Below are 16,496 nucleotides of genomic sequence, written 5' to 3' on the forward strand. Positions count from 1 at the left end.
GAGTCCTCCTGATTCTCTTCGTGCGCTGGCATTTTGAGTTCAATCAAGGAAGATTAACGCGGCTTACCGCCTGGAGGAGGCTTGCTCATGTCTGCTGCAACAATAGGAGTCCAGGGGCGCTGTGCGCATTGTCAGCGCACGTTGCTGCTGCAACCCTGGCAACTCAATGCCATTGCGATCAATGAAGCGTTTACCTGTACTCACTGTCAGAAACGCGTTCAGTTAAGTTGTCCGGAACAGATCCGGCGCTTCAAGTCCCTCGACTCTTTTTCACTGTTGCGCGCCAGCCTGCGGGTGATGGTCTGCACCGCATTGCTGGTGGCGTTGGTGATGGAGTGGGTGGGAATGCTCAGCGTCATCGAACAGCTGAATGCTTCGCTGATCGTCTTGTTCGTGTATTTCGCGGTGGTCCGTTACTTCCGTCGGCGCCAGCACCTGACGCTGATCCTGGAAGTTGCCAGGGCTCACGCTGACTGATTACCAGCCGAACACTTCGCAGCTGTTGGCGGTGCTGGCAGCCGCCAGTCGTTCCGGGCTGATCGCCATCCATTGCGCCAGTGCCGTGCAGATCGCCGGCAGGTGTGCCGGGCTGTTGCGCTGGCCGGGGAACATGGCAGGGGCCATGTCCGGGGAGTCGGTTTCCAGCACCACCGAATCCAGTGGCAGTTCGCCGAGCACGCGGTGCATGCGCAGCGCCTGCGGCCAAGTCGGGGCGCCACCAAGGCCGAGCTTGAAACCAAGCTTGATGTATTCCCGAGCTTCCTCCTGGCTGCCGGCGAAGGCGTGGATGATGCCGGCCCGTTTCAGGCGAAAGCGTTTGAGCGTGGCAATCACCGCCGCATGGCTACGCCGCACATGGATCAATGCCGGAAGCGCGAAATCCGCCGCCAATTGCAATTGCGCCTCGAACAACGCCTGCTGGCGGTCGCGGTCCAGGGTTTCGATGAAGTAATCCAGGCCGATCTCGCCGACGGCACACAGTTGTCGATGGCCAGCCAGACGGGTCAGCCAGTCGGCGAGTTCGCTGAGGTGTTGCGGGCGATGATCGTCCAGGTAAACCGGGTGCAATCCGAACGCGGCGTGCAGGTCGGGATCACTCTGCACCAACTCCCATACTCGCTGCCAATTGGCCTGATAAACCCCCAGCACCACGATCCGCCGCACCCCGAGGGCGCGGCTTTCGGCCAGCAGCGCCTGACGGTCAGCGTCGAAGTCCGGAAAATCCAGATGGGTGTGGGTGTCGATCAGCTCCACGGTTCAGTCCTGGCGAATACGCTGCTTGAACGTGCGCGCGATGGCTTGTACGCCAGGCCGGTAATCAGACTGCTCGATGGCTGCCAGGGCCAGCGCGAGGGCCTTGTCGGCGATCAACTGGTGTTGCTGGGCCATGGCGTTGACCGGTAGCGGCAGGAAGTCCAGCAACTGGGTGTCGCCGAATGTGCCGAGTCGCAGCGGGCGGTTTTTCAACGGGAAGTCGTGCAGTGCATCGAACACGCCCTGAAGCAGCACATAGGATGTGGTCACCAGGGCATCGGGCAAATGGCCCAGACGCTGCAGCAACTCTTCCATCAGTTGTTTGCCGCACTCGCGGCTGAAGGACTCACCTTCTTCGATCAGCACCTCGCCGTTGAACCCGGCGAGCGCCTCTTTGAAGCCGGCGCAACGTTCCTGGCTGATGCTCAGCTCCGGGCGGGCGCCGATCAGCGCGATCTGTTTGGGCAAGGGATCGAGCAGGCTGCGGGTCAGTTGCAGGCTGGCCTCGCGGTCGTCACTGATCACCGAGCAGAAATGCTCGGGTTCCATGACCCGGTCGATGGCGATGATCGGAATGCCCTTGGCCTGCAATTGGCGATAGCTGTCGTCGCCGGCCGGCAGGCAGCTGGCAACGATCAGTGCGTCGCAGCGCCGGGCGCGGAACAGTTGAAGCAATTGCCGTTCGCTGTCCGGTGCATCGTCGGAACTTGCGATCAGCAACTGATAACCCCGGGCCCGCGCACCTTGCTCCAGCAATTTGGCGATTCGCGCGTAACTGGGGTTTTCCAGATCCGGCAGAATGAACCCCAATGTGCGGGTGTGCCGGCTGCGCAAACCGGCAGCCTGCGGGTTAGGCGTGAAGCCATGTTGTTCGACGACCGCGCGCACGCGTTCGACGGTAGCGCTGCTGATGCGCTGTTGTTCGGCCTTGCCATTGATGACATAGCTGGCGGTGGTGACGGACACACCGGCCAACTGGGCGATATCACTGAGTTTCAACCCGCTGTTTCCTTGTTTTTTCGAGATTGCCTCGACATTTTCGTCAATCCTAACCGATTAAGGCAGGCGACCATTGTCGCAACGCATCCGACAAGTTGGACTTCAAGGATGGGCCAATATCGAGTAACGTGCCAATCGATATAGATTAAACGTTTCAGCAGGCGTATTTTCTACGTTTTAGGCGCCTTTGGCCGGTTCTGCCGTAAAACCGCCAAAAGCGATGACCAAGCGCCTAAGCTGACTCATTCAAAACAATACCTGGTGCCCCAAGGCGCCAAAAAGGAGAAAGCATGCTCGAGCTCACTGTAGAGCAGATTTCCATGGGCCAATCGGCTGTGGATAAATCCGCAGCGCTGCAATTGCTGGCCCGGCATCTGGTTGCCGACGGCCTGGTTGCCGAGGGTTATCTCGCTGGTTTGCAGGCGCGGGAAGCCCAGGGCTCGACCTTTCTCGGTCAAGGTATTGCCATTCCCCACGGTACCCCCGAAACCCGCGACCTGGTGTTCACCACCGGCGTGCGCCTGATGCAGTTCCCCGATGGCGTGGACTGGGGCGATGGTCATATCGTTTACCTGGCGATCGGTATCGCCGCCAAATCCGATGAGCATCTGCGCCTGTTGCAATTGCTCACCCGCGCCCTCGGCGAGACTGACCTGGGCCAGGCCCTGCGTCGCGCCGGTTCCGCCGAAGCCTTGCTGAAGTTGTTGCAAGGCGCGCCACAGGAACTGGCGCTGGATGCGCAGATGATCGGCCTCGGTGTGGCGGCCGAAGATTTCGAAGAGCTGGTCTGGCGCGGCGCACGTCTGCTGCGGCAGGCCGACTGTGTGAGCAACGGTTTCTCCGCAGTGCTGCAGCAGGTTGAAGCGCTGCCCCTGGGCGATGGCCTGTGGTGGCTGCACAGCGAGCAGACGGTAAAGCGTCCGGGCCTGGCCTTCGTCACCCCGGACAGACCGCTGCGCTATCTCGGCCAGCCACTCAATGGACTGTTCTGCCTGGCCAGTCTCGGTGAGGCCCATCAAGCCCTGCTCGAACGCCTGTGCGCGTTGTTGATCGAAGGACGTGGCCATGAGTTGGGCCGCGCCACCAGCAGTCGCAAAGTCCTCGAAGTGCTCGGTGGTGAAGTGCCCGCCGACTGGCCCAGCGCACGAATTGCATTGGCCAACGCCCACGGTCTGCATGCGCGGCCGGCGAAAATCCTCGCGCAACTGGCAAAGAGTTTTGACGGTGACATCCGTGTGCGCATCGTCGATGGTCACGACAGTGCCGTGTCGGTGAAGAGCTTGAGCAAGTTGCTCAGCCTCGGCGCCCGTCGGGGGCAGGTCCTGGAAATCATCGCCGAACCGAGCATCGCGGCGGATGCGTTGCCGGCCTTGTTGGCCGCCATCGAAGAAGGTCTTGGTGAGGAAGTCGAACCGCTGCCGCCGGTAAGCCAGGTGCGCGAAGTCGTTGGCGATGTGGCCGAAGTGGTCCTCGCCCCAATTTCAGGCAGTGTGGTCCAGGCTATTGCCGCCGCTCCGGGAATCGCCATCGGCCCGGCGCATATTCAAGTGCTGCAAACCATCGATTACCCGTTGCGCGGCGAGTCTGCCGGCATCGAGCGTGAACGTCTCCAGCAAGCTCTGGCGCAGGTACGCCGTGACATCCAGGGCCTGATCGAGCGCAGCAAAAGCAAAGCCATCCGCGAAATCTTCATCACTCACCAAGAGATGCTCGACGACCCGGAACTGACCGATGAGGTCGATACGCGCCTCAAGCACGGCGAAAGCGCTGAGGCGGCGTGGATGGCCGTGATAGAAGCGGCGGCCCGGCAGCAGGAAGCGTTGCAGGATGCCTTGCTCGCCGAGCGCGCTGCCGACTTGCGCGACATCGGGCGTCGGGTGTTGATGCAGCTCAGCGGCATCGAAACCCCGAGCGAACCGGACCAACCGTACATTCTGGTGATGGATGAGGTCGGCCCGTCCGACGTCGCGCGTCTCGACCCCGCTCGCGTGGCGGGGATTCTCACCGCCCGGGGTGGCGCTACTGCGCACAGTGCGATTGTCGCCCGGGCTCTGGGCATTCCGGCACTGGTCGGCGCCGGCCCTGGCGTGTTGCTGCTGGCGCCGGGTACGCCGTTGCTGCTCGATGGCCAGCGTGGTCGCCTGCATGTGGACGCTGACGCGGCGACCTTGCAGCGCGCCACGGCCGAACGCGATACCCGCGAGCAGCGCTTGAAGGCGGCTGCGGAACGGCGTCATCAACCGGCGCTGACCACCGATGGCCACGCCGTCGAAGTGTTCGCCAACATTGGTGAAAGCGCTGGCGTGACCAGCGCGGTGGAGCAGGGCGCCGAAGGCATTGGCCTGTTGCGCACCGAACTGATTTTCATGGCCCACCCGCAGGCGCCCGACGAAGCGACTCAGGAAATCGAGTACCGCCGGGTCCTCGACGGTCTGGCCGGGCGGCCGCTGGTGGTGCGTACCCTCGATGTCGGTGGCGACAAACCGCTACCGTACTGGCCGATAGCGAAGGAAGAAAACCCCTTCCTCGGCGTGCGCGGCATTCGCCTGACCTTGCAGCGCCCGCAGATCATGGAAGCGCAATTGCGCGCCTTGCTGCGGGCTGCCGACAACCGGCCGCTGCGGATCATGTTCCCGATGGTGGGCAGCGTCGACGAGTGGCGCCAGGCCCGTGACATGACCGAACGCCTGCGCCAGGAAATCCCGGTTGCCGACCTGCAACTGGGGATCATGATCGAAGTGCCATCGGCGGCGTTGCTGGCGCCGGTGCTGGCCAAAGAGGTCGATTTTTTCAGCGTCGGTACCAACGACCTGACCCAATACACCCTGGCCATCGACCGTGGCCATCCGACGCTGTCGGCCCAGGCCGATGGTTTGCATCCGGCGGTACTGCAACTGATCGACATCACCGTGCGCGCGGCCCATGCCCACGGCAAATGGGTCGGTGTATGCGGTGAGCTGGCGGCCGACCCTCTGGCGGTGCCAGTGCTGGTCGGCCTCGGGGTGGATGAGCTCAGCGTCGGGGCGCGCAGCATTGCCGAAGTCAAGGCGCGGATTCGCGAACTGGGCTTCACTCAGACTCAAACCCTTGCCCGACAGGCCTTGGCCGTGGGCAGCGCCAATGAAGTGCGCGCATTAGTGGAGGCCCTGTAATGGCCCGGATTCTTACCCTGACCCTCAACCCGGCGCTGGACCTGACCGTCCAGTTGCCGCGCCTTGAAGCCGGCCAGGTCAACCGCAGCGATGTGATGCACACCCACGCCGCCGGCAAAGGTGTGAACGTGGCGCAGGTGCTGGCGGACCTCGGGCATCAGCTGACCGTCAGTGGCTTTCTCGGCGAAGACAACCTGCAAGCGTTCGAAACATTGTTCGCCAAACGCGGCTTTGTCGATGCCTTCATCCGTGTTCCGGGCGAGACCCGCAGCAATATCAAACTGGCGGAAAGCGATGGCCGCATCACCGACATCAACGGGCCGGGGCCACAGGTCAGCGAAGCGGCGCAGCAGGCCTTGATCGATCGACTGGAGCAGATTGCCCCGGGGCACGATGCGGTGGTTGTCGCCGGAAGCTTGCCGTTGGGCGTCAGCGCGCAATGGTTGCAGGCGTTGATCTTGCGCTTGAAAAACCTGGGGCTGAACGTCGCCCTCGACACCAGCGGTGAGGCGCTGCGTGCAGCGCTCAAAGCGGGGCCGTGGCTGATCAAGCCCAACACTGAAGAGCTGGCCGAGGTGCTGGACTGCGAGGTCGTGTCGGTCAGTGCCCAGGCCTTGGCGGCGGAGCGCTTGCACGCCCAGGGCATCGAGCATGTGGTGATCTCCCACGGTGCCGAAGGCGTGAACTGGTTCAGCGTCGGCTCGGCACTGCATGCCACGCCACCCAAGGTCAGCGTCGCCAGCACGGTGGGGGCGGGTGATTCGTTGCTGGCGGGGATGCTCCACGGTTTGCTCAGTGCCGATACGCCGGAGCAGACCTTGCGCACCGCCACGGCGATTGCCGCGATGGCGGTGACCCAGATCGGATTCGGCATTGGCGACGCAGCGCAACTGGCGCAGCTCGAACAGGGTGTGCGCGTGCGTCCCCTGACAGAACAATAAGAGGGTTTGTCATGAAGTTAGCCATCATTACGGCCTGCCCGAACGGCATGGTCACCAGTGTGCTGTGTGCCCGGCTGCTCGACGCTGCGGCCCAGCGTCAGGGCTGGAGCACCAGTGTCGAAGTCACCGATGCCGCGCATCCCGAAAAGCAACTGTCGGCGGCCACCCTCGACGCGGCCGAGTGGGTGCTGCTGGTGACCAGCGCGCCGGTGGACATGTCGCGGTTTGTCGGCAAACGGCTGTTCCAGAGCACTCCGGCCCAGGCCCTGCAGGACGTGGAAGCCGTGCTGCGGCGGGGAGCGCAGGAGGCACAGGTCTACGTCGCTACCGAAACCGTCGTCGAACCTGTGGCGGTCGTCCAGAACGCGTCGCGACTGGTGGCCGTCACCGCGTGCCCGACGGGTGTCGCTCACACGTTCATGGCCGCCGAGGCCTTGCAGCAAGCGGCCAAGCGCCTGGGCTATGACTTGCAAGTGGAAACCCAGGGCTCGGTCGGCGCACGCAATCCGTTGAGCGCGCAAGCCATTGCCGAGGCCGATGTGGTGCTGCTGGCGGCCGATATCGAAGTCGCCACCGAGCGTTTCGCCGGCAAGAAAATCTATCGCTGCGGCACCGGCATTGCTCTCAAGCAAGCTGAAGCGACCTTGAAAAAGGCCTTGGCCGAAGGCCAGCAGGAAAGCGCATCGAGCGCTGCCAAGACAACGGCCAAACAGGAGAAGACCGGCGTCTATAAACACCTGCTGACCGGCGTGTCGTTCATGTTGCCGATGGTGGTGGCCGGTGGCTTGATGATCGCCCTGTCGTTCGTGTTCGGCATCACCGCGTTCAAGGAGGAGGGCACGCTGGCGGCGGCGTTGATGCAGATCGGTGGCGACACCGCGTTCAAGCTGATGGTGCCGCTGCTGGCAGGCTATATCGCCTATTCCATCGCCGACCGTCCGGGCCTCGCGCCGGGGATGATCGGCGGCCTGCTGGCGAGTACCCTGGGTGCCGGTTTCATCGGCGGGATCATTGCCGGTTTCCTTGCCGGTTACGCGGCCAAGGCGATCAACCGTTATGCGCGATTGCCGCAGAGCCTTGAGGCGCTGAAGCCGATCCTGATCATCCCGCTGCTGGCGAGTCTGTTCACCGGTCTGGTGATGATCTACGTGGTCGGCAAACCGGTGGCCGGGATGCTTTCCGGGCTTACGCATTTCCTCGACAGCATGGGCACCACCAATGCGATTCTGCTGGGTGTGTTGCTGGGCGGCATGATGTGCGTCGACCTCGGCGGGCCGATCAACAAGGCGGCCTATGCGTTCTCGGTGGGCTTGCTGGCGTCGCAGAGTTACGCGCCGATGGCGGCGACCATGGCGGCCGGCATGGTGCCGCCGATCGGCCTGGGCATCGCCACGTTCATTGCCCGACGCAAGTTCGCGCAGACTGAGCGCGAGGCCGGTAAGGCAGCGCTGGTGCTGGGGCTGTGCTTCATCTCCGAAGGGGCGATTCCGTTTGCGGCGAAAGATCCGTTGCGGGTGATTCCGGCGAGCATCGCCGGCGGTGCGCTGACCGGTGCGCTGTCGATGTATTTCGGCTGCAAACTGATGGCACCCCACGGTGGGTTGTTCGTGCTGGCGATCCCGAATGCGATCAACCACGCGCTGCTTTATTTGTTGGCGATTGTGGCGGGGAGCCTGTTGACTGCGGTGGTGTATGCGCTGGTGAAACGACCGGAGGTGGTGGAGTTGGCGGTAGAACCCGTCACCGCCTGACACTTGCCCGCTCCCACAAGGGATCTGTGTCATGCCAGGGTCATAGGTCCATGCTTTAGTTTTTCCTTTTTCAGGGAGAACACCATGAGCGATTTCAACCTCGGGCGTCGTCGTGTCATGCAAGCGGTTGGCGCCGGGCTGTTGTTGCCGGGGCTGGCGCCGGCGGTGATCGCTTCGGTCAAGGATCGGCCGCAACTCACCGACGGCGTGCAGTCCGGCGACCTGCTGGGCGACCGGGCGATCATCTGGAGCCGCTGCGACCGCCCCGCGCGGATGGTGGTGGAGTGGGACACCCGCAGCCTGTTTCCCAACCCCCGGCGATTCGTCTCGCCCCTGGCGGATGCGCGCACCGATTTCACTGCCCGGGTCGAACTCACTGGGCTGCCCGCCGACCAGGCGATTTTCTATCGTGTGCAGTTTGAAGACGCCCAGAGCGGCGTTGCCAGCGAGCCCTGGTTCGGTCACTTGCGCAGCGTGCCGCAGACCCGTCGCGATATCCGTTTTGTCTGGAGCGGCGACACCGTCGGCCAGGGCTTCGGCATCAACCCGGACATTGGTGGCATGCGCATCTACGAAGCAATGCGTCTGCGTCTGCCAGACTTTTTTATCCACAGCGGCGACACCATTTACGCCGACGGCCCGATCCCGGCGCAGATCACCACGGAAGGCGGCCGGGTGTGGCGCAACATCACCACCGAGGCCAAGAGCAAAGTCGCCGAAACCCTCGATGAGTATCGCGGCAACTATCGCTACAACCTGATGGACGAAAACATCCGTCGCTTCAACGCCGAGGTCCCGCAGATCTGGCAGTGGGATGACCACGAAGTGGTGAACAACTGGTCGCCGGGCAAGCAACTGGATGCGCGTTACCAGGACAAAGATATCCACAGCCTGGTGGTCCGCGCACGCCAGGCCTGGCTCGAATACGCGCCGATGCGTTTGCAGAGCGGCGATGGCGGCGGGCGGATCTATCGCAAGCTCGGTTACGGGCCGCTGCTCGATGTATTTGTACTCGACATGCGCAGCTATCGCGGGGCCAACGATGACAATCTGGGCGCTGAAAAACCCTTCCTCGGTCGTGAGCAACTGGATTGGCTCAAGCGCGAAATGCAGGCCTCGAACGCACAATGGAAAGTCATCGCCGCCGACATGCCCATTGGCCTCGGCGTGCCCGACGGTGAAGTCAGTCCGGGTGTCGCGCGTTGGGAAGCGGTGGCCAACGGTGACCCCGGCCCGGCCCAGGGGCGCGAACTGGAAATCGCCGAATTGCTCGGTTTTCTGCGGGCGCAGCAGGTGCGCAATTTCCTGTTCCTGACCGCGGATGTGCATTACTGCGCGGCCCATCATTACCACCCGGATCAGGCGGCGTTCCAGGATTTCGAACCGTTCTGGGAGTTCGTCGCCGGGCCATTGAATGCCGGCAGTTTTGGGCCTAATCCGCTGGATAAAACCTTCGGCCCTGAAGTGGTGTTCGAAAAGGCGCCGCCCGCGCAGAACGTCTCGCCGTTTGCCGGGTTTCAGTTTTTTGGCGAGGTGAATATCGATGGGCAGAGCGGGGAGTTGAGCGTGGTGTTGCGCGATCTGGACGGGGTGTCGGTTTTCGAGCAGAAGTTGCAGCCGGTTTGACCGACACATGACCCCCTGTGGGAGCGAGCAAGCCCGCTCCCACGTTGGGATGTGGTGAATCAGTACACGTCGCGGCGGTAGCGGCCCTGTTCGATCAGGCGCTCCACTTCGGCGGCGCCCAGTACCTCGTTGAGCACCTGGTCCACGCCTGAAGCCATGCCTTGAAGGCTGCCACAGATGTAGATCACCGCACCGTCCGCCAGCCACTTCTTGAGCTCGGCTGCCGACTCACGCAGGCGATCCTGTACGTAAATCTTTTCGGCCTGGTCGCGGGAAAACGCCAGGTCGAGGCGTGCCAGATCACCATTGATCAGCCACTCCTCCAGCTCCTTTCGGCACAGGTAGTCGTGCTCGCGATGGCGCTCGCCAAACAGCAGCCAGTGACGTTGCTGACCATCGGCAATCCGTGCCTTGAGCAGGCTGCGCAACCCGGCCAGCCCCGTGCCATTGCCCAGCAGGATCATCGGTACCGGTTGGGCCGGCAGATGGAAACCACTGTTGCGCCGCACGCGCAGGCTGATGGAACTGCCCACAGGTGCGTGTTCGGTCAACCAGCCGGAACCAACGCCGAGATTGCCGTCGGCATGCACTTCCTGGCGCACGATCAATTCCAGCACGCCATCGGCCGGGATCGACGCAATGGAGTACTCACGCATGGCCAACGGCACGAGGGCCTCTGCCAGCGCCTGCGCGTGCAGGCCGACCAGGTGGGCGCGGTTCTCCGGCAACTGGCGGGTGGCCAGGGCCTGTTCGAGGGTTTCTTCCAGGCCGTTGAGTTGCACCTTGGTTTCACCGTGAATGCCCATGCCGTCGAGGAAATGTTCGATGGCCCAAGGGCAATTGCGCGGCAACACTTCCACCAGGTCGCCCGCCAGCCAGCTGCTGGTGGAAGGAGGCTTGAGGCCCAACAAGTACACCGGCGCACCACTGCTGTCCGGGTTGAGCAATTCACGACGCAGCAGGGTCCAGTTGTCGTAGCTGGGCGCTTGCCAGGTATCCACGGGGGGCTGGCCGGTCAACAGGCCCAGTTGCTGTTGCCAGTGACGCAAGGCATAAGGGTCACCGCTGTCGACTTCCACCGGGGCGAACAGGGTCTTTGCGCCATGTTCGCCCAACCAGGCATGCAGGCGTTTGGCGAAACCGCAGAAGTGTTGATACTGCCGGTCGCCCAGTCCCAGGACGGCGTAATTCAGGCGTCCCAGGCTCGGTGCTCGGCCAAGTACTTTGCGCTCGAACCCGCGGGCGCTGTCCGGTGCTTCGCCGTCGCCGAAGGTGCTGACCACGAACAAGGCATTGTTCGATTCATGCAAGTCCTGCTCGCTGACGTCGGCCAACGGTTGCACTTTTACCGGCAAGCCTGCGGCCTGCAATTGTCCGGCGGTTTGCCATGCCAACTGTTCGGCAAAACCACTTTGGCTGGCGAAGCCGATCAGCCACGCCGGTGCGTCGCTGGCGGTTTGCACGAGGTCTTTGCGCGCATCCTTGATCTGGCGTTTTTTGCGCCGACGATCCAGGTACAGCATCCAGCCGGTGACGAAGAACAGCGGCATGGTCAGCGCGGTAAGGGTCAGGATGATGCGCCCGACGATGCCGAAGTAGCTGCCGACGTGCAGCGCATAGATACTGGTCAGCAGTTGCGCCTTGAGGCTCTTGTCGCTGTAGCGATCAACGCGCTTGACCACGCCGGTGGCCGGGTCGAGGGTGATCTGGTTCAGGGCGCGGTCGTGAGGCGACGTCTTCAGCAGGAAGTACACGGTCGCGGGTTGGCCGGCCACGGGCGGCATGCGCACGTTATAGGAACTGAGTTGCGGGCCGGCCGCGCTGTAGATGCTGCTCCACATCGCCGCGTAATCGGCCGTCGGTGCCGGACCGCTCGGCGCTGGGCCGCGTCCGCCGCGCCCGCGTTCGCTCTGCGGTGAGTCGGAGAGCAAGCGGGTCAGGCCCTTGTTGTACCACTCGTAGGACCAGGACAATCCGGTCAGCGCTGCCAGGAGGTAAAACACCAGACACCAGGTGCCAGCCACCGAGTGCAGATCCCAGTTGAAGCTGCGGCCCTTTTTCTTCCAGTCCAGTGTCAGCCAGGCGCGCCAGCTTCTCCATTGGCGAGGCCAGCGCAGGTACAGGCCGGACAGGCAGAAGAACACCAGGATCAGCGTGCACGCGCCGGTGATCTGCCGACCCGTGTCGCCCATGGCGAGGAAACGGTGCAGTTGCAGCATCAGGCCGAAGAAGTCCTGGCCGCTGGCGTCGCCGAGGAACTCGGCAGTGTAGGGGTCGAAGTAGCGCATCTCGCCACGGCGCTCGCCCGGTGGCGGGGTGAACCACACTTTGGCGGCGTTGCCGCTGTCGGTTTCCACGGTGAGCATCGAGACTTTTTTGCCTGATGCGGCTTCGATGTGCTCCACCAGTTCGGCGGGCGGCAGCACACCGGCGACCTGTTTTTCGACCTGCAACACAGAAGGGTTGAGTGTGCTCAGGATTTCATCCTGAAACGACACCGCCGCACCGGTGATGCCCATCAGGGCCAGGACCAGCCCGGCGCTGATGCCGAAAAACCAGTGCAACTGGAACAGGGTTTTCTTCAACACGTCGCTCGCCTTGTTCGTTCAAATTGATTCATCACGGCGCGCATTATGCCGTGGGGTTGTCGAGAAGCATTCTTTTTTACACACAAAGGCCCCGTTCATGTGAATGAACGGGGCCGGGTCTGATTTCACCCTCCCTTGTGGGAGCGTAAGTGGCAATCAGAAGTGGAAGTTGGTGCTCAGCAAAGCGGTGCGACCGGCCGCCTGGTTGGCGAAGTGAGTCGAGAACGCCTTGTCGTAGTAGGTTTCGTCGGTCAGGTTCTGCACGTTCAGTTGCAGGTCGACATTCTTGGTCAGCTTGTAGGCCGCCATCGCGTCGTAACGAACGTAGGAATCGACCATGGTGGTGTTGGCGGCACTGCCGAACACGTCATCGACATAGAACGCGCCGCCACCGATGGTCAGCCTTGGCGTGACCTGATAGGTCGTCCACAGGCTGGCGCTGTTCTTCGGCGTGTTAGGCAGTTCGTTGCCGTTATTGGCTTTGTTTGCCGGCAGGTCGCCGCCATCGACTTGCTCGCTGTCCATGTAGGCGTAACCGGCGAAGACCTGCCATTTGTCGGTGAGCTTGCCGCTGGCCGACAGTTCTACACCTTGAACGCGGGTTTTGCCGATGTTTTCGAAGGTGGTGTTATTGGTCTGCACACGAGCGTTGTCTTTCTCGGTGCGGAAGATGTCGGCGGTCAGGGACAAACGATTGTTCAGCAGATCCCACTTGGTACCGATTTCGTAGTTCTTGGTGGTTTCCGGCTCCATGTCGCTTTTCAGCAGGTTGCCATTGCGATCCGGCGTGCCGCCCAGCGGGTTGCCGTCCATGCCTTCACCGAGGGTGTTGCCCGGTGGAGTGGCGGACGTCGCGTAGGACGCATAGATGCTGCCGTTCTCGGCTGGTTTGTACACCACACCGAACTGACCGGTAACGAATTCGCTGGTGTCATCACCCTTGGACGTGGTCACGCTGGAACCGTTGAAGGTTTTGTAGTCGGTGTCGAAGTGGTCGTAACGCAGGCCCATGTTCACCAGCCACTGCTCAGACAACGTCAGGGTGTCGAACACATACAGTGCGTAGGTGTTGGCCTTGGTGTCGGTGCCGGCATAGTTGCGCGAGATGGCGCCGCTCCATGGATCATTCTGGTTCGGGTTAGACAGCGAGGTGCAGTTGTAACCGCTTGGCGCGCCGATCATTGCCGGGGAGCAGTTGGTGGTTACCGCTGCCGTTCCCGGGGTGGTGTCCGTGTTGACGTTGTACGTCGATTTTTCGCTTTCCTCGTGGGTGTATTCGACACCGGTGGAGAAGCTGTTCTTGAACCCGGCGATGTACACATCACCAAACAGGTCGGTCTGGTTGGTCGTGGTCTCGGTGTTGCTCACACGAGTGTTCGCCCGGCGCCAGACGCTGCCGTTGTTGACGTTGCCCTTACTGTCGTCCGGCTGGGTCAGGATGTAGTCCTGCATGCTGGTGCCGTGACGCAGGGTGTTCTTGATGGTCAGCGAGTCGCTCAGGTCGTGCTCGATGGCGAAGGTCGCCGTGTCGGTGCGGGTCTTGCGGAAGTCGCGGTCGGTCAGGCCATAGAAATTGCTGCTGTCGCCGCCGTCATTCGGCTTGTCCGGGTTGGCCTTGGTACGCGCCGCCGAGCCTCCGGTCGGGATGCTGTACGGAATACCCGAGTCCGGCAGGTCGTTGCTTTCGAGGTGGTAGTAGTCGAGGTTGACGCGGGTGTCGGTGCCCAGGCCGAAGGCCAGGGACGGTGCAACACCCCAACGGTCGTAGTTGACGCTGTCACGTCCGGCGACGTTGCTCTCGTGGCTCAGCAGGTTCAGACGGCCGGCGGCGGTGTCGGTGAACTGGTAGTTGCCGTCGAAGGTGTAGCGCTGGGTCTGGTCGGAGCCCCAGGTGAAACCACCGTCGAGCGAATCGCCCAGGTGAGCTTTCTTGCTGACCAGATTGATGCTGCCGCCCGCAGCGCCACGGCCGCCGATGGCCGAGTTCGGGCCCTTGCTGACTTCGATCGACTCAACGGCGAAGATCTCGCGGCTCTGGGAGCCGGTGTCGCGCACGCCGTCCAGGTAGGTGTCGCCCTGGGCGTCGAAGCCGCGGATGAACGGGCGGTCGCCCTGGGGGTTGCCACCTTCACCGGCACCGAAGGTGATGCCTGGAACAGTACGCAATGCGTCCTGCATATTGAGGGCGCCGGTGTCTTTCAGAACCTGTTGCGGAATGACCGTCACCGAGCGCGGCGTGTCGATCAGCGGCGCGGTGTACTTGGGCGAGGAGGCTTTCTCGACGTTGTAGGTTGTCTCGTCCTGGGCTTCGCCGGTGATGGCGGTGGCACCCAGCGAAATCACTTTGTCCGGTGCTTTTTCGTCGGTTTTTTCCGCCGCGAAAACCATGTGGCCCGCAGAGCCGGCAGTAATCGCCATGCCGATGGCGGATGCGAGCAGACGTGGTGAACTGACCGGTACTTGTGGTTGTTGACGCGACATTTGAATTCCCCTCCCCAAGGATTTGAGGCCGCGGAATATAGGGTAAATAGGTATTCGTAACAATTGCGAAACATTACTATTCGCACTGAATTTACAATCTTTACAATTTAACCTTACGGTTTCTGCTGACTCATTCGTCAGATGTGTTTTACATGAGCAATAAGAATCAATACCATTACCATCCCTTTGGTTTCAGGTGCCTTTGTCATGCTGCTGCACATTCCCGGCCTGTTTGAAAAAGACGAGGTGCAGCGCATTCGCGAGGTTCTGGAGCAAGCCGATTGGGCCGATGGCAAGATCACCGCCGGCTACCAGTCAGCGAAGGCCAAGCACAATTTGCAGTTGCCGGAAGGGCATCCGCTGGCCAAGGAGATCGGCGCGGCGATGCTGGAGCGGCTGTGGAAAAACCCGCTGTTCATGTCAGCAGCCTTGCCGCACAAGGTCTTTCCTCCGTTGCTGAACTGTTACACCGCCGGTGGCAGTTTCGACTTCCATATCGACAACGCAGTGCGTCAGCCCAAAGGCGGCATCGAGCGGGTGCGTACGGATTTGTCCGCCACGCTGTTTTTCAGCGAGCCAGAGGATTACGACGGCGGCGAGCTGGAAATCCAGGACACCTTCGGCACCCAACGGGTGAAGCTGCCCGCCGGTGATATGGTGCTGTACCCCGGCACCAGTCTGCACAAGGTCAACGCGGTGACACGCGGAACGCGACTCGCCTCGTTTTTCTGGACGCAAAGCCTGGTGCGTGAAGACAGTCAGCGCGCCCTGTTGTTCGAGATGGATGGGGCGATTCAACAACTGACCCGCGACGTGCCCGATCATCCATCGCTGATCCGCCTCACCGGCACCTATCACAACCTGTTGCGTCGCTGGGTCGAGGTGTAAGTGGCGGATTTTCGTTTACGCCGCGAAGAAATGCTCGACGGTGAGCGTCTGCGCTCGATGCTCGACGAAAGTCCGGCCCGGGCGGCCCAGGCCATCCTGATTGCCGCGCGCGAAGGTGAGGTCGAAGCCCAGGCCTTGCTCGGGCAGATTCTGCTCGACGGCCAGGGGATCGCGCAGGACCAGCCGCTGGCGCTGAGCTGGTTCGGCATCGCCGCGCGCCAAGGGCACCCGATGGCGCGCAACATGCTCGGTCGTTGTCATGAGCATGGCTGGGGTTGTGTTGCCGACGCATCGCTTGCCGCACGGCACTATCGAGTCGCGGCACAGGCCGGGCTGGATTGGGCGATGTACAACTACGCCAATCTGCTCGCCACAGGACGCGGGGTAAATAAGGATCAGGCGTCGGCGTTCAGCTTCTATCAACGCGCGGCACACTTGGGCCATGCCAAATCGATGAATCTTCTGGGTCGATATCTGGAAGAGGGGCGTGTGTGTCCCATGGATTTGCGAGCGGCCCGCGACTGGTATCGGCGTTCGGCCGAGGGCGGGGACTTTCGGGGGCAGTTCAGCCATGCGGCGTTTTTGGCCCACACCGGCTATATCGACGAAGCACTAGGCTGGCTGCGCAAGGCGCTGGCGAACGGCAACCCGAACTTCCTGCGGGTGGCGAGCCAGACGCTGGCCAGTGCAACGGACCCGCGGATTCAGGCATTGGCCGCAGAATATGCCGGTCGCTGCGCCGAGCTGGAGAGTCGCTGAATTGCAGGCACAAAAAAGCCCATGACACGTCATGGGCTTTTTGTTTGTGCGCCAGGC

General features: G+C 62.2%; 11 protein-coding genes. 7 read left to right on the forward strand and 4 right to left on the reverse strand.

All coding sequences use genetic code 11. The annotated features are described in order from the left end of the window. Nucleotides 1–87 precede the first annotated feature (87 nt). A complete protein-coding gene (locus tag VC35_RS06980; protein WP_046038728.1) occupies nt 88–477 on the forward strand; it encodes a hypothetical protein in 390 nt (129 codons plus the stop codon). On the opposite strand, the gene VC35_RS06985 is transcribed toward VC35_RS06980, so the two are convergent. Together VC35_RS06985 and cra are read right to left on the reverse strand one after the other, a co-directional pair. Continuing rightward, entirely contained in the window at nt 478–1,254 is a 777-nt protein-coding gene (locus VC35_RS06985) for a TatD family hydrolase (RefSeq protein ID WP_046038730.1), read from the reverse strand. Between the two features lie 3 nt (nt 1,255–1,257). After that, on the reverse strand, nt 1,258–2,253 hold the full coding sequence (cra, locus tag VC35_RS06990; protein WP_046038732.1) for a catabolite repressor/activator: 996 nt from the start codon (nt 2,251–2,253) through the stop codon (nt 1,258–1,260). Between the two features lie 290 nt (nt 2,254–2,543). On the opposite strand from cra, the gene ptsP reads away from it, so the two are divergent. From ptsP to VC35_RS07010, 4 genes are all read left to right on the forward strand, one after another. Further along, entirely contained in the window at nt 2,544–5,405 is a 2,862-nt protein-coding gene (ptsP, locus tag VC35_RS06995) for a phosphoenolpyruvate--protein phosphotransferase (RefSeq protein ID WP_046038734.1), read from the forward strand. Further along, on the forward strand, nt 5,405–6,346 hold the full coding sequence (pfkB, locus tag VC35_RS07000) for a 1-phosphofructokinase (RefSeq protein WP_046038736.1): 942 nt from the start codon (nt 5,405–5,407) through the stop codon (nt 6,344–6,346). Before ptsP ends, pfkB begins: the two co-directional genes overlap by 1 nt. An 11-nt stretch (nt 6,347–6,357) precedes the next feature. Continuing rightward, complete coding sequence (locus VC35_RS07005; RefSeq protein WP_046038738.1) at nt 6,358–8,097, forward strand: PTS fructose-like transporter subunit IIB; 1,740 nt, start codon at nt 6,358–6,360, stop codon at nt 8,095–8,097. An 84-nt stretch (nt 8,098–8,181) separates the two neighbouring features. After that, entirely contained in the window at nt 8,182–9,723 is a 1,542-nt protein-coding gene (locus tag VC35_RS07010; protein WP_046038740.1) for an alkaline phosphatase D family protein, read from the forward strand. A gap of 59 nt (nt 9,724–9,782) precedes the next feature. Here the strand turns inward: VC35_RS07010 and VC35_RS07015 are convergent, their stop codons facing one another. Both VC35_RS07015 and VC35_RS07020 read right to left on the reverse strand, forming a co-directional pair. After that, nucleotides 9,783–12,311, reverse strand: coding sequence for a PepSY domain-containing protein (locus VC35_RS07015; protein WP_046038742.1), 2,529 nt, complete (start codon nt 12,309–12,311; stop codon nt 9,783–9,785). 156 nt (nt 12,312–12,467) lie between these two features. Next, entirely contained in the window at nt 12,468–14,792 is a 2,325-nt protein-coding gene (locus tag VC35_RS07020; protein ID WP_046038744.1) for a TonB-dependent receptor, read from the reverse strand. Nucleotides 14,793–14,999: 207 nt separating this feature from the next. Between VC35_RS07020 and VC35_RS07025 the strand changes: the two genes are divergently transcribed. Beyond that, a complete protein-coding gene (locus tag VC35_RS07025) occupies nt 15,000–15,680 on the forward strand; it encodes a Fe2+-dependent dioxygenase (protein WP_046038746.1) in 681 nt (226 codons plus the stop codon). Then, complete coding sequence (locus VC35_RS07030; protein ID WP_046038748.1) at nt 15,681–16,439, forward strand: tetratricopeptide repeat protein; 759 nt, start codon at nt 15,681–15,683, stop codon at nt 16,437–16,439. Nucleotides 16,440–16,496: the final 57 nt, after the last annotated feature.

Origin of the sequence: Pseudomonas fluorescens, assembly GCF_000967965.1 — a bacterium.
Classification (GTDB): domain Bacteria; phylum Pseudomonadota; class Gammaproteobacteria; order Pseudomonadales; family Pseudomonadaceae; genus Aquipseudomonas; species Aquipseudomonas grandcourensis.

Coding starts and splice junctions, on each gene's coding strand:
- VC35_RS06980 (WP_046038728.1), top strand. CDS start 88: ATGTCTGCTGCAACAATAGGAGTCCAGGGGCGCTGTGCGCATTGTCAG.
- ptsP (WP_046038734.1), top strand. CDS start 2,544: ATGCTCGAGCTCACTGTAGAGCAGATTTCCATGGGCCAATCGGCTGTG.
- pfkB (WP_046038736.1), top strand. CDS start 5,405: ATGGCCCGGATTCTTACCCTGACCCTCAACCCGGCGCTGGACCTGACC.
- VC35_RS07005 (WP_046038738.1), top strand. CDS start 6,358: ATGAAGTTAGCCATCATTACGGCCTGCCCGAACGGCATGGTCACCAGT.
- VC35_RS07010 (WP_046038740.1), top strand. CDS start 8,182: ATGAGCGATTTCAACCTCGGGCGTCGTCGTGTCATGCAAGCGGTTGGC.
- VC35_RS07020 (WP_046038744.1), bottom strand. CDS start 14,792: ATGTCGCGTCAACAACCACAAGTACCGGTCAGTTCACCACGTCTGCTC.
- VC35_RS07025 (WP_046038746.1), top strand. CDS start 15,000: ATGCTGCTGCACATTCCCGGCCTGTTTGAAAAAGACGAGGTGCAGCGC.